General features: G+C 73.4%; 18 protein-coding genes. 10 read left to right on the top strand and 8 right to left on the bottom strand.

Translation table 11 applies throughout. The features are described 5' to 3' along the window. Positions 1–22 precede the first annotated feature (22 nt). Positions 23–1,456: an HtaA domain-containing protein gene (locus tag NI25_RS27865; protein WP_061445077.1), complete on the bottom strand. Its 1,434-nt coding sequence runs from the start codon at positions 1,454–1,456 to the stop codon at positions 23–25. Between the two features lie 101 nt (positions 1,457–1,557). Between NI25_RS27865 and NI25_RS27860 the strand changes: the two genes are divergently transcribed. The 7 genes from NI25_RS27860 (at position 1,558) to NI25_RS27830 (ending at position 9,013) form a co-directional block, all read left to right on the top strand. Beyond that, positions 1,558–2,598: a heme/hemin ABC transporter substrate-binding protein gene (locus tag NI25_RS27860; protein WP_061445076.1), complete on the top strand. Its 1,041-nt coding sequence runs from the start codon at positions 1,558–1,560 to the stop codon at positions 2,596–2,598. Then, positions 2,595–3,692 carry a FecCD family ABC transporter permease gene (locus tag NI25_RS27855; protein ID WP_061445075.1) on the top strand — a complete coding sequence of 366 codons (1,098 nt, stop codon included), beginning with the start codon at positions 2,595–2,597 and terminating at the stop codon, positions 3,690–3,692. Before NI25_RS27860 ends, NI25_RS27855 begins: the two co-directional genes overlap by 4 nt. Further along, positions 3,689–4,534, top strand: coding sequence for a heme ABC transporter ATP-binding protein (locus NI25_RS27850; RefSeq protein WP_061445074.1), 846 nt, complete (start codon positions 3,689–3,691; stop codon positions 4,532–4,534). Before NI25_RS27855 ends, NI25_RS27850 begins: the two co-directional genes overlap by 4 nt. A gap of 223 nt (positions 4,535–4,757) precedes the next feature. Continuing rightward, entirely contained in the window at positions 4,758–5,912 is a 1,155-nt protein-coding gene (gene efeO / locus NI25_RS27845; protein ID WP_061445073.1) for an iron uptake system protein EfeO, read from the top strand. A 14-nt stretch (positions 5,913–5,926) separates the two neighbouring features. Beyond that, positions 5,927–7,189, top strand: a complete 1,263-nt coding sequence (gene efeB, locus NI25_RS27840; RefSeq protein WP_061447128.1) for an iron uptake transporter deferrochelatase/peroxidase subunit — start codon at positions 5,927–5,929, stop codon at positions 7,187–7,189. A gap of 2 nt (positions 7,190–7,191) precedes the next feature. Continuing rightward, positions 7,192–8,064: an iron uptake transporter permease EfeU gene (gene efeU / locus NI25_RS27835; protein ID WP_061445072.1), complete on the top strand. Its 873-nt coding sequence runs from the start codon at positions 7,192–7,194 to the stop codon at positions 8,062–8,064. Continuing rightward, positions 8,024–9,013, top strand: a complete 990-nt coding sequence (locus NI25_RS27830) for a hypothetical protein (RefSeq protein ID WP_061445071.1) — start codon at positions 8,024–8,026, stop codon at positions 9,011–9,013. Before efeU ends, NI25_RS27830 begins: the two co-directional genes overlap by 41 nt. Before the next feature lie 12 nt (positions 9,014–9,025). On the opposite strand, the gene NI25_RS27825 is transcribed toward NI25_RS27830, so the two are convergent. Next, complete coding sequence (locus NI25_RS27825; RefSeq protein ID WP_061445070.1) at positions 9,026–9,757, bottom strand: bifunctional DNA primase/polymerase; 732 nt, start codon at positions 9,755–9,757, stop codon at positions 9,026–9,028. Positions 9,758–9,863: 106 nt separating this feature from the next. Continuing rightward, a complete protein-coding gene (locus NI25_RS27820; RefSeq protein ID WP_061445069.1) occupies positions 9,864–10,514 on the bottom strand; it encodes a TetR/AcrR family transcriptional regulator in 651 nt (216 codons plus the stop codon). Positions 10,515–10,632: 118 nt separating this feature from the next. Between NI25_RS27820 and NI25_RS39295 the strand changes: the two genes are divergently transcribed. Next, complete coding sequence (locus NI25_RS39295; protein WP_148315166.1) at positions 10,633–10,812, top strand: DUF6243 family protein; 180 nt, start codon at positions 10,633–10,635, stop codon at positions 10,810–10,812. Between the two features lie 18 nt (positions 10,813–10,830). Here NI25_RS39295 and NI25_RS27815 read toward each other — a convergent pair whose 3' ends face one another. The 4 genes from NI25_RS27815 to NI25_RS27800 all read right to left on the bottom strand — a co-directional run bounded on the left by NI25_RS27815 (position 10,831) and on the right by NI25_RS27800 (position 15,825). Beyond that, complete coding sequence (locus NI25_RS27815) at positions 10,831–11,493, bottom strand: response regulator transcription factor (RefSeq protein WP_061447127.1); 663 nt, start codon at positions 11,491–11,493, stop codon at positions 10,831–10,833. 91 nt (positions 11,494–11,584) lie between these two features. Continuing rightward, positions 11,585–12,565 carry a small ribosomal subunit Rsm22 family protein gene (locus NI25_RS27810; RefSeq protein WP_061445068.1) on the bottom strand — a complete coding sequence of 327 codons (981 nt, stop codon included), beginning with the start codon at positions 12,563–12,565 and terminating at the stop codon, positions 11,585–11,587. A 720-nt stretch (positions 12,566–13,285) separates the two neighbouring features. Beyond that, complete coding sequence (locus NI25_RS27805) at positions 13,286–14,332, bottom strand: serine hydrolase domain-containing protein (protein ID WP_061445067.1); 1,047 nt, start codon at positions 14,330–14,332, stop codon at positions 13,286–13,288. 77 nt (positions 14,333–14,409) lie between these two features. Further along, positions 14,410–15,825 carry a multidrug effflux MFS transporter gene (locus tag NI25_RS27800; RefSeq protein ID WP_061445066.1) on the bottom strand — a complete coding sequence of 472 codons (1,416 nt, stop codon included), beginning with the start codon at positions 15,823–15,825 and terminating at the stop codon, positions 14,410–14,412. 92 nt (positions 15,826–15,917) lie between these two features. On the opposite strand from NI25_RS27800, the gene NI25_RS27795 reads away from it, so the two are divergent. Beyond that, positions 15,918–16,940 carry a Gfo/Idh/MocA family protein gene (locus tag NI25_RS27795; RefSeq protein ID WP_061445065.1) on the top strand — a complete coding sequence of 341 codons (1,023 nt, stop codon included), beginning with the start codon at positions 15,918–15,920 and terminating at the stop codon, positions 16,938–16,940. On the opposite strand, the gene NI25_RS27790 is transcribed toward NI25_RS27795, so the two are convergent. Next, positions 16,927–18,609 (bottom strand): alkaline phosphatase D family protein, encoded by a 1,683-nt coding sequence (locus tag NI25_RS27790; protein WP_061445064.1) that lies wholly within the window; start codon positions 18,607–18,609, stop codon positions 16,927–16,929. The genes NI25_RS27795 and NI25_RS27790 overlap by 14 nt on opposite strands. 132 nt (positions 18,610–18,741) lie before the next feature. On the opposite strand from NI25_RS27790, the gene NI25_RS27785 reads away from it, so the two are divergent. Then, positions 18,742–19,563 (top strand): SDR family oxidoreductase, encoded by an 822-nt coding sequence (locus NI25_RS27785; RefSeq protein WP_061445063.1) that lies wholly within the window; start codon positions 18,742–18,744, stop codon positions 19,561–19,563. Positions 19,564–19,824: the final 261 nt, after the last annotated feature.

Below are 19,824 nucleotides of genomic sequence, written 5' to 3'. Positions count from 1 at the left end.
CTGTCGGTGGTGTCGGGAGTGGTCAGCCCTGGTCCGGGTCCGAGGGGGACGCGGCGGGCCGGGCGCGGCGCCTGCGGAGGGCGACGGCCACGAGGGCCGCGGCCGCGAGCAGCAGGGCGCCGGCCGCGAGGGAGACGGGAAGTGCGGGGAAGCCGTCGTCGTCGGCGGTGCTCGCGACGGGCGCGGCGGAGGTGTCCGGGGCGGTGGTCTGTGTCGGCTGCGGACTCACGCTCGGGGCGGGATCGCTGCCGAGGTCGGGCAGGGCGGGCAGTTCCGCGTCGGCGGTGAGGGCGACGGCCAGGGACACCGGGTCCATTTCGGTGCCCGCCCGGTACAGGCCGCCGAAGGCCTCGGCGCCGCGTGCGGTGAGCTTCGCGGGGGCCTCGGTGAACTTCACCAGGCCGTCGGCGGGTTTCGGTTCGCCGGCGGTGAAGGTGACCAGGGGCACCTTCTTCTCCGCGGCGTCCGGGCTCGTCACGTCGGCGTACAGCGTGCCCTTGCCGTCCTTCACGGCGGCCCGTACGCCGCTGAGGGTCAGGTCGAGGCCGTGGGCGCCGGTGAAGCGCACCGCACCCTCGAAGTCGGCGGTGAGTTCGCCGTCCCGGTACGTGCCCTCGCCGCCGGGGAAGCGGAAGAGCGCGCCGCCGTCCTGGGCGCCCGCGGACAGGGCCCACGCGCCGTCGGCGATGTCACCGGTGACGTATTCGCGGAAGGTGCGGCGCACACCCCAGTCGACGGCGCCGTCCCGGATCGCGCCGCCCGCCGTCCTCGTGGGCACCGGTGAGTCGGCGGACGGCGAGGACGTCGCCGTCGGCTGCTTCTCCCGCCGCGACGCGGGCGCCTCGACGTCGGCGGACAGGCTCACCGGGTCGAGCGCGGTGCCGGCGGTGTAGTACCCGGCGAAGGAGCGGGCGCCCTCGGCGGTGAGGGTGGCGGGGAGGTTGTTCAGGGTGACGGTGCCGCCGCCGCCCCGCATGTCGATGCCGCCGAGGGAGAGGGAGGCGAAGGGCACCTGACGGGACGTCGTGACCGTCCCGGTGTCCTTCGCCCTGCTGGTGACGTCCACGTGGAGCGTGCCGGTGGCGCCGGAGACGCTCACGGTGGGACGGCTGAGGGTGAGGTCGAGCTGGTGGGCGCCGCCGCTCGTGCGGTGGCCGAGGAAGTGCACGCCGCCCGAGAAGGCGGCGCGGAACGCGCCGGTGGCGGGGTCGTAGGTGCCGGTCGCCGAGTGGAAGCGGAAGGCGCTGCCGCCGACGGTCGCCACTCCCCCGGTCAGGGAGTAACTCCCCTTCGCGACGGGCCCGGTGACATAGCTCTGGAAGGAGGACTTGACGCCCCAGTCGAGCCGTCCGCCCCGCACGGTCCGGTTCTCGGCGTGGGCGGCGGTCACGGGCAGCAGGGCGCCGAGAACGGCCGCGCACACCACGGTGACCAGGGCGCGAAGGCGGGCGGGCATGCGAGTTCCTCCGGATCGGGGGGCCGGTAGCGAAGTAAGGCAAGGCTAACCTAAGCTCTGCTGGACTGATACGGCAGTCGACGAAAGGACGGGACGGAACCGTGCGACGCTTGCGCAACCGACTGGCGGGAGCACTGCTGTCCGTGCTCGCCCTCACCCTGACCGCGACCGGATGCGGAGGCTCCTCCCCGGCGGCCTCCGGGGCCGCGTCCGGCGCCGGGGCCGACTCGGCGGCCGTCCGGGCCGAGGGGTCCGTCGCGAACCGGGTCGAACCGCTCGCGCGGCGACCCGAGCCCCGGCTCCCGGTGACCGTGCGGTCCGCCGACGGGGAGCGGGTGACGGTGAAGGGCGCCGAGCGGGTCGTCCCCCTCTCCGGCAGCCTCAGCGAGATCGTCTTCACGCTCGGGCTCGGCGGCCGGGTCGTCGCCCGGGACGTCACCGCCACCTTCGAACAGGCGGCGCGGCTCCCCGTGGTGACCCGGGGTCACGACGTCTCCGCCGAGAGCGTGCTGTCCCTGAAGCCCGACCTGGTGCTCGCCGAGACCACCACGGGGCCCCGGGAGGCGGTGGACCAGATCCGCGCCGCCGGGGTCCCGGTGGTCTTCGTCGAGGCGGCGAAGGGCCTGGACGACGTGGGACCGCGCATCCGGGCGGTCGCCGGCGCCCTCGGCGTACCGGCGGCCGGGAAGGAACTGACCCGGCGCTCGGAGCAGCGGATCGAGGCCGTACGCGCGGAGGTTCCGCACGGGGAGAAGCCGCGGGTGGCCTTCCTGTACCTGCGCGGCTCGGCCTCCGTCTACCTCATCGGCGGCGAGGACTCCGGCGCCGGTTCGCTGATCGAGGCGGCCGGGGCGGTGGACGCGGGTGCCGCCTCCGGCCTCGGGAAGGACTTCACCGCCATCACCAGCGAGGCCCTGGTGAAGGCCGCGCCGGACGCGATCCTCGTGATGAGCAAGGGACTCGAGTCCGTCGGCGGCGTCGACGGGCTGGTGAGGATTCCCGGCGTCGCACAGACCCCGGCCGGGATGGACCGCCGCGTCGTCTCCGTCGAGGACGGCGTTCTCCTCAACTACGGCCCGCGCACCGACCAGGTGCTCGAGTCGGTCGTCACCCAGCTCTACGGCGAGGACGGCGCCCGGTGACCGTACTGGACGACAAGCCGGGGCAGCGCCCGCAGGCACCCGCCGCCCCGGCCCCGCCCCGCGCCCGGCGTTCCACCGCCTGGCTGCTGACCGCCGCACTCGCCGCCGGCCTGCTGGTCCTCGTCCCGGTCGCGGCCGGCACCGGCGCCTACCCGGTCCCGGTCGGCGACGTGCTCGGCTCGCTGCTGCACCGGACCGGGCTCGGCGGCACGGAGCTGGACCGGGTGGCCGAGTCGGTGCTGTGGAACGTGCGTTTCCCCAGGATCGTGCTCGCGCTGCTCGTCGGCGCCTCGCTGGGCTGCGCGGGGGCGCTGATGCAGGGCGTGTTCGGCAACCCGCTGGCCGAGCCGGGCGTCATCGGCGTCTCCTCGGGCGCGGCGGTCGGCGCGGTCGGCGCCATCGCGTTCGGTTCGAACTTCCTGGGCAACTGGACCGTGCCCGCCTTCGCGTTCGGCTCCGGGCTCGTCACCGTCCTGGTGGTGTACGCGATGGCCCGCTCGGGCGGCCGTACGGAGGTCGTCACGCTGATCCTGACGGGCATCGCGGTGAACGCCTTCGCGGGCGCGCTGATCGGGCTGTTCCTGTTCTTCGCCGACACGGCGGCGGTCAACCAGATCACCTTCTGGCAGCTGGGCTCGCTCGCCCAGGCGACCTGGCCGAAGGTGCTGGCGGTGCTGCCGTGCGCCGCCCTGGGACTCGGGCTTGCCCCGCTGTACGCCCGCCGGCTCGACCTGCTCGCCCTCGGTGAACGCCCGGCCCGGCACCTGGGTGTGGACGTGGAGCGGCTGCGCGTCGTCCTGGTCCTGGTGATCGCGTTGCTGACCGCGGCGGCGGTGAGCGTGGCCGGGGTCATCGGCTTCGTGGGGCTCGTCGTCCCGCACCTGCTGCGGATGGCGGCGGGCCCCCGGCACCGGTTCCTGATCCCGGGCAGCGCCCTGCTCGGCGCGCTGGTGCTGCTCGCCGCCGACCTGGCCGCCCGCACGGTCGCGGAGCCGGCCGAGCTGCCGCTCGGGGTGCTGACGGCGCTGCTGGGCAGTCCGTTCTTCTTCTGGCTGCTGCGCCGCACCCGGCGCAGGCAGGGAGGCTGGGCATGAGAGGTCCGAGACTGGCGCGGCTCGTACCGTCGCCACGTCCGGCGCCGCCGCCCCCGCCCGCGCCGGGCGACGTCCTCGCCGAGGCCGAGCAGGTGCGCGTGCGCCTCGGCGGGCGGCCCGTCCTCGACGGCGTGGACGTACGCGTCCGCGCGGGCGAGGTGCTCGCCCTGGTCGGCCCCAACGGAGCGGGCAAGTCCACCCTGTTGGGCGCGCTGGCCGCCGACGTCCCGGCCGCCGAGGGCGTCGTACGCGTCCACGGCCGCCCGGCGACGGCATGGTCGGCGCCCGAACTCGCGCTGCGCCGGGCCGTGCTGCCCCAGTCGGCGTCGCTGTCCTTCCCGTTCGCGGTGGAGGAGGTGGTCCGGATGGGCCGGGCGCCCTGGGCGGGCGGCGACCGGGAGGGCGAGGACGACGCGGCCGTGGCCGAGGCGATGGCGCGCACGGAGGTGACCGGCTTCGCCGGGCGCCCGTTCTCCGCGCTCAGCGGCGGCGAGCGGGCCCGGGTCGCACTCGCCCGGGTCCTGGCCCAGCGCGCTCCCCTCCTCCTGCTCGACGAGCCGACGGCGGCCCTGGACCTCAGGCACCAGGAACTCGTGCTGCGGCTGTGCCGGGAGCGGGCGCGGGCCGGGGACGCGGTGGTGGTCGTCCTGCACGACCTCGCGCTGGCGGCGGCGTACGCGGACCGGGTGGCGGTCCTGCGCTCGGGCCGGATCGCGGCGGACGGTCCCCCGGCGCGGGTGTTCGCCGAAGGTCTGCTGTCGGAGGTCTACGACCACCCGGTGGAGGTGTTCCCGCACCCGCGCACGGGGGCGCTGCTCGTCGTCCCGCACCGAACGCCGTGACGTCCCGCCGCCGCCCCGGCAGGCCATCCTTGACGCACCTTTGACCCTCCTATGAGCACCTCATTGAGCCACCGTGACCGGCCCGTGCTCATACACCGTCCATGAGATTCGGATCACCGCATGGACGGGTTTTACTTAGGAAATCCTTAGGTATGTTAGGCCAGCCTCACCTTCCCTCAGAGGCCCGTCACGCGCACTTTTCGGCCACCCCTTGGAGCCCCGCATGCGAGCCGCCAGACTCTCCGCCGTCACCGCCGTCGCCACCGTCGCGGCCCTGGCCGCCGTCACGGGCTGCACGGAGAAGAGCGGCGCGGAGGACGGCGAGCACGTCATCACGGTGACGGCGACGGACGACAAGTGCGAGGTCTCGAAGACGGAGTTCCCGGCCGGGCACGTCGAACTGGCCGTCGAGAACAAGGGCTCCAAGGTCACCGAGGTCTATCTCCTCTTCCCCGACGACCGGGTGGTCACCGAGCGGGAGAACATCGGCCCCGGCACCGAGCAGCGGGTCACCGCCGAGGTGAAGGCCGGCGAGTACCGCATCGCCTGCAAGCCCGGCATGAAGGGCAAGGGCATCCGCCAGGAGGTGAAGGCCACCGGCGGCAAGGCGGCCGAGCGCGACCCGCGGCTCGACGAGGCCGTGGCCGCCTACCGCCAGTACGTGCAGGCGCAGGCCGACGAGACCCTGCCGAAGGCCGAGGCGTTCGCGAAGGCCGTCGAGGCCGGCGACCTGGAGGCCGCGAAGAAGGCGTACGCCACCTCCCGCATCGGCTGGGAGCGCACGGAGCCGGTCGCGGAGTCCTTCGGCGACATCGACCCGAAGGTGGACGTCCGCGAGGACGGCCTGGAGGAGGGCCAGGACCCGGCGACCGACTGGACCGGCTGGCACCGCCTGGAGAAGGCGCTGTGGCAGGACGGGAAGATCGGCGACCGGGAGAAGGAACTGGCCGCCACCCTGGTCACCGACCTGAAGGACTGGCAGAACCGGGTCGGCAAGGCGGAGATCACCCCCACCTCCATGGCCAACGGCGCCAAGGAACTCCTCGACGAGGTCGCCACCGGCAAGGTCACCGGCGAGGAGGAGCGCTACTCGCACACCGACCTGGTCGACTTCAAGGCCAACGTCGAGGGCGCGCAGAAGTCGTACGAGCTGCTGAAGCCGGTCGCGAAGGAGAACGACGCGGCGCTGACGACCGAACTGGACCGCCAGTTCGGGGCGCTGAACAAGCTGCTCGACCAGTACCGCCCGAGCACCTCCTCCTACGAGTTCACCTCCTACGACAAGGTCGGCAAGGCGGACCGCAAGGAGCTGTCGGACGCGGTCAACGCGCTGGCGGAGCCGCTGTCCAAGCTCGCCGCGGCCGTGGTCGCCGAGTAGGCGTGGGAGGCGAGATGACGGACACCGACTCCCCCGCACCGGCCCCTTCGCCCTCCCGGCGGGCGCTGATCGGCTGGGGCGGAGCGGGCCTGGCGCTCGGCGCCGCCGCGGCGGCCGGCGGCGCGGTGGCGATGGACCGCACCGGCGGCGACGCGGACCCGGCCGGTGCCGACGCGGGCTCCGCCGTCCCCTTCCACGGCGCGCACCAGGCGGGCATCGCCACGCCGGTGCAGGACCGGCTGCACTTCGCGGCGTTCGACGTGACGACCGAGGACCGGGCCGCGTTCGTCGCGCTGCTCAAGGAGTGGACGGCGGCGGCCCGCGCGATGACCGCCGGTCACGCGGTGGGTGAGGGCGCCTACGGCGGTCTGCCCGAGGCCCCGCCGGACGACACGGGCGAGGCGCTGGGCCTCAAGCCGTCCCGGCTGACCCTCACCATCGGCTTCGGCCCGTCCCTCTTCGCGAAGTTCGGCCTCGCCGGCCTGCGCCCCGAGGCCCTGGCCGACCTGCCGAAGTTCCCCGGGGACAACCTCGACAAGGCGCGCAGCGGCGGCGACTTGTGCGTCCAGGCCTGCGCCGACGACCCGCAGGTCGCCGTGCACGCGATCCGCAACCTCGCCCGGATCGGCTTCGGCAAGGTCGTCGTGCGCTGGTCGCAGCTCGGCTTCGGCAAGACCTCGTCCACGACGCCCGACCAGCAGACGCCCCGCAACCTGCTCGGCTTCAAGGACGGCACCCGCAACATCGCGGGCACGGACAAGGACCGCCTGGAGAAGTTCGTCTGGGCCGCCGCGAAGGACGGACCGGCCTGGATGGCGGGCGGTTCGTACCTCGTCGCCCGCCGCATCCGCATGCACATCGAGACCTGGGACCGGGCTTCCCTGCAAGAGCAGGAGGACGTGTTCGGCCGCGACAAGGGCGAGGGCGCGCCGGTCGGCAAGGCCAAGGAGCGCGACGAACCCTTCCTGAAGGCGATGAAGCCCGACGCGCACGTCCGGCTCGCCCACCCCGACTCCAACGGCGGGGCGACGCTGCTGCGCCGCGGCTACTCCTTCACCGACGGCACGGACGGCCTGGGCCGCCTGGACGCCGGCCTGTTCTTCCTCGCCTACCAGCGCGACGTGCGCACGGGCTTCATCCGCGTCCAGCGCAATCTGGCGACGGACGCGCTCAACGAGTACATCCAGCACGTGGGTTCGGCGGTCTTCGCCGTGCCGCCCGGGGTCCGCGACGCGGACGACTGGTGGGGCAGCACGCTGTTCGGCAAGGAGGCGTAACCGTGTTCTCCAACTACCTGATCGGACTGCGCGAGGGCCTGGAGGCCTCGCTCGTCGTCTGCATCCTCATCGCCTATCTGGTCAAGACGGACCGCCGGGACGCCCTGAAACCGATCTGGGCGGGCATCGGCGTCGCGATCGCCATCGCGCTCGGCTTCGGCTGCGCGCTGGAGTTCGGCTCGCAGGAGCTGACGTTCAAGGCGCAGGAGGCGCTGGGCGGTTCGCTCTCCATCCTGGCCGTGGTCCTGGTGACGTGGATGGTCTTCTGGATGCGGCGCACCGCCCGGCATCTGAAGGCGGAGCTGCACGGTCGGCTGGACGCGGCCCTGGCGATGGGCACCGGCGCCCTGGTGGCCACCGCGTTCCTGGCGGTCGGCCGGGAGGGCCTGGAGACGGCGCTGTTCGTGTGGGCGTCGGTGCACGCGGCGAGCGACGGCACCCCGCGCCCGCTGATCGGCGTGGCCCTGGGACTGGCGACGGCGGTGCTGCTCGGCTGGCTGTTCTACCGGGGCGCGCTGCGCGTCAACCTGGCCCGGTTCTTCACCTGGACCGGCGGCATGCTGGTCGTCGTGGCGGCGGGCGTCCTCGCGTACGGCGTGCACGACTTGCAGGAGGCCGACCTGGTGCCGGGTCTGACGAACCTGGCCTTCGACATCAGCAACACGGTCGACCCGTCCAGCTGGTACGGCACCCTACTCAAGGGCGTGTTCAACTTCCAGCCCGATCCGACCGTCCTCCAGGTCACGGTGTGGCTGCTGTACCTGATCCCGACGCTCGCGCTCTTCCTCGCCCCGGTAGGGTTCGCCTCCGGGAAGGGGAAGGTGAAGGAACCTGATGAGCCAGGAACGCGGCCCTCGAAGGCCCCGCAGGCTTGAGAAGTGCGCGCTCATATCCGCCTCGGCGACCGCTCTGTCGTTGGCGGCGAGCGGATGCGTGGTGGTGCACGGTGAGCGCGAGGTGCTCCCCTCGGCCACCCGGGCCGAGGCCGCGAAGGCGCTGGAGCGGTTCACCACCGCGTACAACGAGGCCGACAAGGCGTTCGACGCCGACCTGGACGCCGACCGCACGACGGGCGCCCTCGCCGCCATCGACTCGGCGCGGCTGGAGGCGGGGGCGGCCAACCACCCGGACGGCAACCCGACGCACACGCCGCTGGAGTTGAGCGACGCCAGGTTCACCATCCCGAAGAAGGCGGGCTGGCCGCGCTGGTTCCTCGCGGACACCAAGGCCAACAAGGGCGGCGACGCCCGCTGGTTGCTGGTGTTCACCCGCGACGGCCTGGAGGACACCTGGGAGGCGGCGTACCTGACGCTGGTCGCCCCGGGCAAGGTGCCCGAGTTCAAGACCGACGCGGACGGCTGGGCGGAGGCCGTGCCCGCGAACGCGACCGACGTGAGCATGCCGCCGGCCGAGCTGAGCAAGGGCTACACGACGTATCTGCAGGACGGCGGGAAGACCTTCGCGGACGGGACGCACACCAGTTCCTGGCGCGCGCTGCGCGAGAAGCGGTCCACCCGCCCCGGACTGGCCACGCAGTACATCGACGAGCCGCTGACGAACGGCGACTACGCGCCGCTGGCGCTGCGGACGAAGGACGGCGGGGCGCTGGTGTTCTTCACGACCCGGCACTTCGAGAAGCAGACCGCCGCGCAGGGCGCGTCGGTGCCGACGCCGAACAAGGACGTGCTGGCGCTGACGGACGGCGAGATCAAACAGTCGCTGACGATGGAGTTCGTCTCCAACGAGGTGGCGCTCGACCCGGTGGACGGGCCGGTGTCGGTACTGGGCCGCGTGCAGGGCCTGACGTCGGCCAAGGGCGAGTAGCCGCCGCGGGCCTCAGCGACGCAGGGGCCAGGCGGCGCCCGCCTGGTCGCTCTCCTCGCCGGCGTGCCGGGCGCAGGCGTCGGTGAGGGTCTCCAGAAGGGTCAGCGGGTCGGGCAGCGGGTGCTCGGGGCCGCGCACCCAGTGCACGGTCCGGCCTTCGCCGGGCAGCCGGGCCGGCGGCACCAGTACGTAGGACCCGCGGCAGTGCCAGCGCAGCCCGGGATGCTCGTCCATGGTCTCGGGGTGGCAGTCCAGCTCGCAGGGCCACCACTCGTCCTCGTCCTCGGGCGTACCGCGGGTGAGGGTGAAGAACATCATGCGCCCGTCGTCGCTCTCGGCGACCGGCCCGACGTCGACGCCGGCGTCGAGCAGCCGCCGCAGCGCCTCGCGACCGGCCTGGAGCGGCACGTCGAGGACGTCGTGCACCATGCCGGTCGCGGTGATGAAGTTGGCCTCGGGCTGGTGCCGGGCCCAGCGCTCGATCTGGGCGCGGTCGGTGGTGGACTGCGTCTGCCAGGCGAACGACACCGGGTGCCGGGCCGGGGTGGGACAGCCCACGCGGTCGCACGAGCAACGGTATCCGGCGGGGTGCGCGGCGGGCGCCAGAGGCAGTCCCGCACCGGCGGCGGCGAGCAGCAGGCCCTCCCGGCCACCGTCTCCGGCGGCCTCCTTGGGGCGGCGTCCGCGCAGCCACGAGGAGAGTTTGCCCTGCAGACCGCTCCGACCGCCGAACTCCGCGCTCATCTATCCCCTTGCCCTCGCCGTCGTGCGCACCAGCATGCCCTATCGTCCCACCATTTATCGCTTCGGGGTCGCGAAGGGACAAACTTCCCTGGTCAGGCTTGTCCGGTCAGCGGGGAGCGAGCCCGTGCAGCGCGTAGTCGACGAGGGTGTCGGTGTAGGCGTGGGAGAACGGCCCCGTGTGCTGGAGCCAGCGCTGGGCGAGCGGGGAGACGAAGAGTTCCAGGGCGATCCGCGGGTCGATGTCCTGCCGCACCTGGCCGGCCTTCTGCGCGGCGCGCAGCCGGTCGGCGTGGAGCTGCAGCGACGGCTCCAGGAGCCGCGCCACGAAGGTCCGGCCCAGCTCCTCGTTGACGACGCCCTCCGCGGCCAGGGCGCGGTAGGGGGCCTCGAACCGGGGGTCGCGCAGTTCGTCGACGGTGGCGCGCAGGACGGTCTTGAGGTCGGCGGCCACGTCACCGGTGTCCGGAATGGTGTACGCCTCCTCGCCGGCGGCCTCCACGAGCCGGTCGCCGAGATCGAGGAAGGCCTCCAGCAGGACGTCCGCCTTCGAGGACCACCAGCGGTAGATCGTCTGCTTGCCGACGCCGGCGCGGGCCGCGATGCCCTCGATGGTGGTCTTGGGGTAGCCGACCTCACCGACCAGCTCCAGGGCGGCGTCGTAGATGGCCTGGCGGGACCGCTGGCTGCGCCGGGTGGCGTCGGGGTGCGGCCGCTCGGCGGCGGTGGCGGGGGTGCGGGTGGGCTTCTGTGTGGCCATGCTCCGAAGCTACCAGGTTGACAAGACGCCGCGTCTCGCCGACAGTGGGAGCCGCGAACAAGCGAGACGAACCGTCTCGTTTAGCTACGGAGCTCGCACCGGTCCGAAGGAGAAACCCATGCCCCGAGGCGGAAGCGGAAACATGCTGGGCGTCGGAGGCACGCGCCGGAACCTCGGCCGGGACGCCCTGCGCGGCGGAGACCGGGCCGGGCGCGTCGGCGGCGGCCCGTCCCCGCAGGCCCAGAAGCGGGAGCTGTTGCGCAGGCTGCGGGAACGGCAGCGGAATCCCGGGAACTGACCCCGCCGCCCCGGCCGCTCAGCGGCGTGGCGCCCGCGCGTTCTCCAGGTAGTGCAGAACGGCCGCCACCCGCCGGTCGACCTGGTCGGCCGGGGACAGGTCGAGCTTGGCGAAGATGCTGCGGATGTGCTTGTGGACCGCGCCGTCGGTGACCACGAGCCGCCCGGCGATGGCACTGTTCCCCAGCCCTTCCGCCATCAGGGCGAGCACTTCCCGCTCCCGCGGGCTGAGCCGCTCCAGCCGGGTGTCCTGCCGCGTCCGGGTGAACAGCTGGGCGACGACCTCCGGATCGATGGCGGTGCCGCCGCCCGCCACCCGCCCGAGCGCGTCCATGAACTCCTCGACCCGGCCGACCCGCTCCTTGAGCAGATACCCGAGGCCGCCGACCCCGCCGGTCAGCAGGTCGGTGGCGAAGGACTGCTCCACGTACGCGGACAGCACCAGAACGGCCAGTCCGGGGCGCCGCCGCCGCGCCTCGACGGCCGCGCGGACGCCTTCGTCGGTGTGGGTGGGCGGCATGCGCACGTCCAGGATGGCCACGTCCGGCTCGTGCGCGTCGATGGCGTCCAGCACCGACTCGGCGGTGTCCGCGGTGGCCACCACGTCCATCCCCTCGGCCCGCAGCAGCAGGGCGAGCCCCTCGCGCAGCAGCGGGTCGTCCTCGGCGATCACGATCCGCAGGGCGCGGTGCACGTCACGTTCCACGGGGAGGTCCACTTCCAGGTCGTCGGGCCGCAACGACCTTACCCAAAGGCGCGGTTGACGGCGCCCGTCACTGCTCCCCGGCCGGCCAGGGGTCGCCCCAGGCCGCGTCCCGGGCCGCCTTGTACAGGTCGCCGTGGCGCTTGGTGACCGTCCGGCGGCCGATCCGCTCGTCGGGTTCGCACAGGTCGAGCAGGACCTGGCCCTTGCGGATCTGCGGGCGCCGGACCACGCGGGAGGGGGCGGGGTCGGCGGGGAGCCGGGTGGCGGCGACGTAGCTGAACTTCTCGTCCTCGTAGGCGAGGGAACCGCTCTTGACCTGCCGGTGCAGGCTGGACCGGCTGACGCGCGCCGAGAAGTGGCACCAGTCCGTGCCGGGCACGATGGGGCAGGCGGCGCTGTGCGGACAGGGAGCGGCGACCCGGAACCCGGCGGCGATCAGCCGGTCGCGGGCCTCGATGACGCGGGCGTACCCGGCGGGGGTGCCGGCCTCGACGATGACGACGGCCTGCGCGGCGCCGGCGGCGGCGTCGACGAGGGCGGCGCGGTCGGACTCGGTCAGCTCGTTGAGTACGTAGGACACCGTGACGAGATCGGCGCTCTCGACGCCGAGCCCGGCTCCGATCCGGGCGCGCTGCCAGCGGGCGTCGCGCAGCGCGGGGAGCGCGGCGGCGATCTCCCGGCCGAGGGCGAGCGCGGGCTCGGCCCAGTCCAGCACGGTCACCGGGCGCGGGCCGTCCCAGGTGTCGCTGACGGCCCAGGTCGCGGCGCCGGTGCCGCCGCCCACGTCCAGGTGGCTGCCGGGTGCCCAGTCCGGCACGGCCGCGGCGAACTCGGCCAGTGCGGAGCGTACGGCGGCGAAGGTGGCGGGCATGCGGTACGCGGCGTAGGCGACGACGTCGGCGCGGTCCCGGAGGATGGGGGCGTCGGTCGGGGTGTCCCCGCGGTAGTTGGCGATCAGCCGCTCCACGGCCTGCGCGGCCTGGCGGGGCGGGAGCCCGTCGACGAGGTCGGCGAGGGTGGCGCGGAGGGTGTCGGCGGGGTGGTTCACCTGGCGATTGTACGAGGCACTCCGTGGGGTGCGGGGTGGGTCCACCGGCCCGGGGTTGCCCGGTCAACCGGCGCGGGCGTGGGCGGGTCCACCGGCCCGGGGTTGCCCGGTCAACCGGCGCGGGTGTGGACGGGGTGGGCCCACCGGCCCGGGGTTGCCCGGTCACCCGGCAGGGGTGTGGGCGGGGTGGGCCCACCGGCCCGGCGTTGCCCGGTCACCCGGCGTGGGTGCGGGCGGGGGGTGGGTGACGCGGCCCGGCGTTGCGGGGTGCCGCTGCGCCCACCCGTGCCGCCCCAGCGGCACGACTGCCCGCAGCGGGGGCGGCGTCACGGCGACGGCCCGCAGCTGGGGCGGCGACGGCGGCCGGCAGCCGCGTACGGCGGGGACCGGGCACCGGCGTGAGCGGCGGGCGGCCGCGTACGGCGAGGAGGGGGCGGGTCGGGGGGTGTCCGCCCGCAGCGGTTGGCGCGTCAACGCCGTACAGATCTGTGGCCCACCGATTCCGCGCCGTTCCGAGGACGGACACCCCCCGGCCCGACCCCGACCCACAACGCACCCCAAGGCGCTACGCGCACCCCCACCGAACCCGCACAGACGCCGCAGGCACCCCGCACCCCCACCAAACCCGCACCGGCGCCGCAGGCACCCCGCACCCCCACCGCCGGAGGCACCCGCGCCGCAGGCATCCGCACCCCCACCGCCGAAGGCGCCCCGGGACGGTCAGGCGCGTACCGCTCGCGCCACCCTCGTGCACAGTGCGGCCCGAGGGCCGTTGGAGGCGGGGCGGCGGCGGGGGTGGACGGTGTTGGCGAGGAGGATGGCGAAGGTCTCCGTCGCGCGGTCGAGGACCAGCATCGTGCCGGTGAAGCCGGTGTGGCCGGCCGTCCCGCGCCCCGCCAGTTCGCCCATGAACCACGGCTGGTCGAGGACGAAGCCGAGCCCCGGTTCGGTGAAGAGCAGCTCCACGAAGTCGGGGCCCAGGATGCGTGCCGGCCCGTGGGAGCCCCCCGCGAGCAGCGTCCGGCTGAAGACCGCGAGGTCCCGCCCCGTCGAGAACAGCCCCGCGTGACCGGCCACCCCGCCCAGCGCCCACGCGTTCTCGTCGTGGACGACCCCGCGCAGCATCCCCCGGTCCACCTTGGCCCAGGGCCGCCGCTGGTCCTCCGTGGCCGCCGCGCCGGGGCACGGCCCGAAGCGCGTCGCCGTCATGCCCAGCGGCCGGGTGATCCCGTCGCGGACGAGCACGTCGAGGGTGCGGCCGGTGATGCGCTCCAGGACCTGTTGCAGGAGCAGCATGTTCAGGTCGGAGTAGCAGTACGTGCCGGGCACCCCCACGGGCGGCTCCGCACGCAGCCGCCGCATCCGTTCCTCGTCGTCGGCACAGTCGTACAGCGGCAGCTCGGGCCGCAGCCCGGAGGTGTGGGTGAGCAGCTGCCGTACGGTGAGCCGGTGCCGGGCCGCGGCCCGGAAGTCCGGCAGGTAGGCGGCGACCTCCGCGTCGATGCCGAGCGTGCCCCGCTCGATCTGCTGCACGGCGGCGACCGCGGTGAACAGCTTCGTCAGGGAGGCCAGGTCGAAGGGCGTGTCGACCGTCATCGGCACCCGGGAGTCGGCCGGCAGCTCCACGCCCGTGTCGCTGTACGGCTCGTAGGCGGCGTAGCGCACGGCCCATCCCGCCGCCTCCTCGACGGCGAGCACGGGTCCGCGCCCGACGGCCACGACGGCGCCCGCGGCCCAGGGGCGTTCACCGGCCGTGAGGTCGTGCACCTGGGCGACGACACCGCGGAGCCCTTCGGGGTCGAGCCCGGCCCGCTCCGGGGTGTCACCGCGCAGTCTCGGAGCACTCAGTTGTCCGCTCCCTTGCCTGCTCCCCTGCCGACTTCCTTGCCTGCCCCCGTGCCCGCCCCCTGCCCACGGCACATGGTCACGAGGAAGCCGAGCGCCACCACCGCCGCCGCCAGCTGGACCACGGCCATCGGTACGGCGGTGTCCTCCCCGGCGATCCCGACCAGCGGGGAGGCGACGGCGCCGATGAGGAAGGAGGACGTGCCGAGCAGCGCGGAGGCGGAGCCGGCGGACTGCTTGACCCGCATCAGGGCGAGCGCCTGGGTGTTGGGCAGGCTGATGCCCATCGCGGACATCAGCACGAACAGCGCGGCGGCGACCGGACCGAGCCCGACCTCGCCGAAGACGCCCAGGGACATCAGCAGCAGCACGGTCGCGGCGGCGATCACGACGAGGAGGCCGAGGCCGAGCACCCGGTCCAGCCGGACCCGTCCGACCAGGATCTTGCCGTTGATCTGCCCGACCACCACGAGCCCGATCGAGTTGAGGCCGAACAGCAGGCTGAACGTCTGCGCGGAGGCCCCGTAGATCTCCTGCATGACGAACGGCGACGCCGCGACGTAGGCGAACAGCGAGGCGAAGGCGAATCCGCCCGCGAGCATGTACCCGGTGAAGGCGCGGTCGGCGAGCAGCCCCCGCATCGCGCGCAGGGTGTCCCCGACGCCGCCCGCGTGCCGCTCCGCGACGGGCAGCGTCTCCGGCAGCCTGGCCCACACGACCAGCCCGAGCGCCACGCCGACCACGACGAGGACGACGAACACGCCCCGCCAGTCGGTGAAGCGCAGGATCTGCCCGCCGATGAGCGGGGCGACGACCGGCGCGACGCCGGAGATCAGCATGAGGGTGGAGAAGAAGCGGGCCATGGCCACGCCGTCGTACAGGTCGCGTACGACGGCGCGGGCGATGACGATCCCGGCGGCGCCCGCGAGTCCCTGGACCAGCCGGAAGGCGACGAGGACCTCGACGGTGGGCGCGACCGCGCACAGCGCGGTGGCGACGACGTACACGGCGAGCCCGGCCAGCAGCGGACGCCGGCGCCCCCACTTGTCGCTCATGGGGCCGACCACGATCTGCCCGAGGGCCATGCCGGCCAGGCAGGCGGTGAGCGTGAGCTGGACGGTGGCGGCGGGCGCGCTCAGGGACCGGGTGACCTCCGGAAGTGCCGGGAGGTACATGTCCATCGCCAGCGGAGGCGTGGCGGTGAGGCTGCCGAGGATGAACGTGACGAGCAGACCGATGCGGCGGGTGGCGGCCGACGGGTGGGCGGCCGGCCCCGTTCCGGGTCCGGCCGCCCGTACGGGCTCCCCGGTGTTCACGTGTGACGACGACGGTGTCGGCGACGATGACGGCGACGGCGTTGGCGGCGTGGTCATGTCCGGTGACCGATGCGGTATGGACGGCCCGCGCTCGGGCATGTGCCCCTCCCTCTCCTACGGATCCGCCGCCTATGCTCTCAGCTCGTACGCGTTTGAACGAACCTGAGCGAGGGTGGGGCAGGGTGTCAGCGGTGACCGGGCAGAAGGTGCGCTGGGGGATTCTCGCGACCGGCGGGATGGCGGCGCGATTCACGGCGGATCTGGTCGATCTGCCGGACGCGGAGGTCGTGGCGGTGGCGTCGCGGACCGAGGCGTCGGCGAAAGTGTTTGCGGAGCGGTTCGGGATACCCCGGGCGTACGGCGGCTGGGAGACGCTGGCGCGGGACGAGGACGTCGACGTGGTGTACGTCGCGACCCCGCACTCGGCGCACCGGACGGCGGCCGGCCTGTGCCTGGAGGCGGGCCGGAACGTGCTGTGCGAGAAGCCGTTCACGCTGAACGCGCGCGAGGCGGGGGAACTGGTCGCGCTCGCCCGTGAGAAGAACGTCTTCCTCATGGAAGCGATGTGGATGTTCTGCAACCCGCTGGTGCGGCGCCTGAAGACACTGGTCGACGACGGCGCGATCGGCGAGGTCCGCAGCCTCCAGGCGGACTTCGGCCTCGCGGGCCCCTTCCCGCCCGCGCACCGGCTCCGCGACCCGGCGCAGGGCGGCGGCGCGCTGCTCGACCTGGGGGTGTACCCGGTGTCGTTCGCGCAGTTGCTGCTCGGTGAGCCGTCGGACGTCGCCGCACGGGCGGTGCTCTCCGAGGAGGGCGTCGATCTCCAGACGGGTGCGCTGCTGTCCTACGACGGCGGCGCCCTCGCGTCCCTCCACTGCTCCATCACCGGCGGTACGCCCAACTCCGCGTCGGTCACCGGCTCCGAGGGCCGCATCGACGTACCGAACGGCTTCTTCTTCCCGGACCACTTTGTGCTGCACCGGACCGGCCGGGACCCGCAGGAGTTCCGGGCCGACCCGGCCGACGGCCCCCGCGAGAGCCTGCGGCACGAGGCCGAGGAGGTGATGCGGGCCCTGCGCGCCGGGGAGAGCGAGTCGCCGCTGGTCCCCCTGGACGGCACGCTCGCCGTGATGCGGACGCTCGACGCGATCCGGGACCGCGTCGGCGTCCGCTACCCGGGAGAGGCGGCGGAGCCGGCCGTCACACCGGCTTGAGCCCCGGCTCCCCCACCTCCGTCACGAAGGACCCGGCGGTCGTGAGCGGCGCGCCCTCGGTGCTGACGTGGGACACCGTCTTGAAGTCGGCGCGCGCCGACCGGCGGCCCAGGGACACCGTGGCGTAGCCGCGCCGCCCGTTGAAGAACTTCAGGTGCGGGTTGGCGGCCATGAGGGTGTCCCAGTTGGACGGCTTCTCGGAGCCGTCGCCGCCGCTGGTGATCGAGGTGGTGACGATCTCCGTGCCCAGGGTGCGGGAGTCCGGGTCGTCGAAGTCGCGCTTGATGTCGAAGCCGTAGGAGACGTGCACGTCGCCGGTGAGGACCATGAGGTTCTCGATCCCGGCGGCCTGCGCGCCGGCCAGCACCCGCTCGCGGGAGGCGGGGTAGCCGTCCCAGGAGTCCATGGAGACCTTGGACGGTGTACTCGTGGAGTTGTACCGCTGGGAGAAGGTGACCTGCTGGGGCACCACGTTCCACAGGGCGTCGGACCGGTGCCAGCCGTTGATCAGCCAGCGCTCCTGGGCGTCGCCGGTGAGGGTGCGGCCGGGGTCCTCGGACTCGGGCCCGGGGAACTGCCAGCCGTCGCCGTAAGCCTGGTTGGAGCGGTACTGGCGGGTGTCGAGCACGTCGAACTGGGCGAGGCGTCCCCAGTGCAGGCGGCGGTAGAGCCGCAGGTCGGGGCCGTCGGGCAGCTGGGGCGTGCGCAGCGGCATGTTCTCCCAGTAGGCGCGGTACGCGGCGGCCCGGCGGATGAGGAACTCCTCCGGCGGGACGCTGTTCTCCGGCGTCTCGTCGGCGTAGTTGTTCTCGGTCTCGTGGTCGTCCCAGGTGACGACGAACGGGTGCGCGGCGTGCGCGGCCCGCAGGTCGGGGTCCGACTTGTAGAGGGCGTACCGCAGCCGGTAGTCCTCCAGCGTCACCGTCTCGTGGTTGAAGTGGGCGGGCAGGGTGCCCGCGGGGTAGGCGCGGGAGCCGCCGGTGGCGTTCACGGCGTACTCGTAGAGGTAGTCGCCGAGGTGGAAGACGACGTCCACGTCCTCCTGGGCCAGGTGCTTGTACGCGGTGTAGTACCCCTGGTCGTACTTCTGGCAGGAGACGAGGCCGAAGGTGAGGTCGGCGACCCGGCTGTGCCGCGCGGGGGCGGTGCGGGTGCGGCCGACCGGGCTGACGTAGCGGCCGGCGCGGAAGCGGTAGTGGTAGACGTGGCCGGGCGCGAGGTGGCCGACCTCGACGTGCACGGTGTGGTGGAACTCGGGGTGGGCGGTGGCCCGGCCCCTTCTGACCACGCGGCGGAACCGTTCGTCGAGGGCCAGCTCCCAGCTCACCTCGACGCGTTTGGCGGGCAATCCGCTGTCGGCCTGGTACGGGACCGGGGCCAGGCGCGTCCACAGCAGTACGGAGTCGGGCTGCGGGTCGCCCGAGGCGACGCCGAGGGTGAAGGGGTCGGCGGTCAGCTGCGCGGCGTCCAGCTCGGCGGCGCTCGCGGTGCCGGCGGCCGGCAGGTTCACGGAGAAGGCGAGCGCGGCGGCGGCGCCGGTGACGGTCAGAAAGCGGCGGCGGCCCAGGCTGCGGGCGGCGGCACGGAGTTCGGGCGCGTGCGAGGACTGCGACCGGGCCGGGACCGGGCTCGGTACCGGGGTCGGGACCTGGTGGTTCGCGGGTGTCATCCGTTCCTCCCCTTGCGGTGGTTGCAAGGGGAATTCGAAGGGCCGGGAACGACCCGGGCTTGGCGCGGACATGGCGGCCGCATGTCGGACGGATGAGTTCCGCATGTTCCGCGACCCGTACGCTGCCGAGTCATGAACACCGTGAGAACCAGCGACGAGGAACGCACCGACGAGCGACGCGTCGGCGAAGGGCGCACCGGCACGCGGAAGGTGGCCGTCGTCACGGGAGCCGGATCGGGCATCGGCCGGGCGGTCGCCGTCGAACTGCTCGCCGCCGGCTGGTCGGTGGCCCTGGCCGGCCGCCGTCCCGAGCCCCTGGCGGAGACGGCCGCGGCGGCACCGGCGGGCGGCGGCACGACGCTCACCGTCCGCGCCGACGTGTCACGCCCGGAGGACGTGGCGGCCCTGTTCGGCGCGGTGCGCGACCGGTTCGGGCGTCTGGACCTGCTGTTCAACAACGCGGGGACGTTCGGCCCCGGCGGCGTGCCGGTCGAGGAACTGCCCTACGAGGCCTGGCGGCACGTGGTGGACACCAACCTCAACGGGGCGTTCCTGTGCGCGCAGGCGGCGTACCGGCAGATGAAGGAACAGGATCCCCGGGGCGGCCGGATCATCAACAACGGCTCGATCTCGGCACACACACCGCGCCCGCACTCGGTGGCGTACACCGCGACCAAGCACGCGCTGACGGGGCTTACCAAGTCACTGTCGCTGGACGGCCGTCCCTACGGCATCGCGGTCGGCCAGATCGACATCGGCAACGCGGCGACCGACATGACGGCCGGGATGCAGACCGGCGCGCTCCAGGCCAACGGGGAGACGGCACCCGAGCCGGTGATGGACGTCGCCGACGTGGCGCGCACGGTGCGGCACATGGCGGAGCTGCCCCTGGAGGCGAACGTGCAGTTCGCGACGGTCCTGGCGACTGCGATGCCGTACGTGGGGCGCGGCTGAGCCCGTTCACACGATCGGAATTTCAGAATCCGCGGTATTGCGGCCGGTGGAGGACGTATGCTCAAATCTCCTTCACCAGAGCTTCACACTTGAAGCGTTGGTCTCTCACAAGACTCTTCGTCAACGCTCCACGGGCCATACCGAGGGGGGAGGCGGCAGCCGTTCCGGCGCACCGGTGAACCGGTGGACGGAACGGCTGCCGCACCGTATCCGTCTCTGTTTTTCCGTTTGCGTCTCCGTCTCCGTTTCCGTTTCCGTTTC

It is taken from the genome of Streptomyces sp. CCM_MD2014, from assembly GCF_000772045.1.
GTDB classification, from domain to species: domain Bacteria; phylum Actinomycetota; class Actinomycetes; order Streptomycetales; family Streptomycetaceae; genus Streptomyces; species Streptomyces salinarius.
This window is presented reverse-complemented; position numbering and strand designations above follow the sequence as displayed.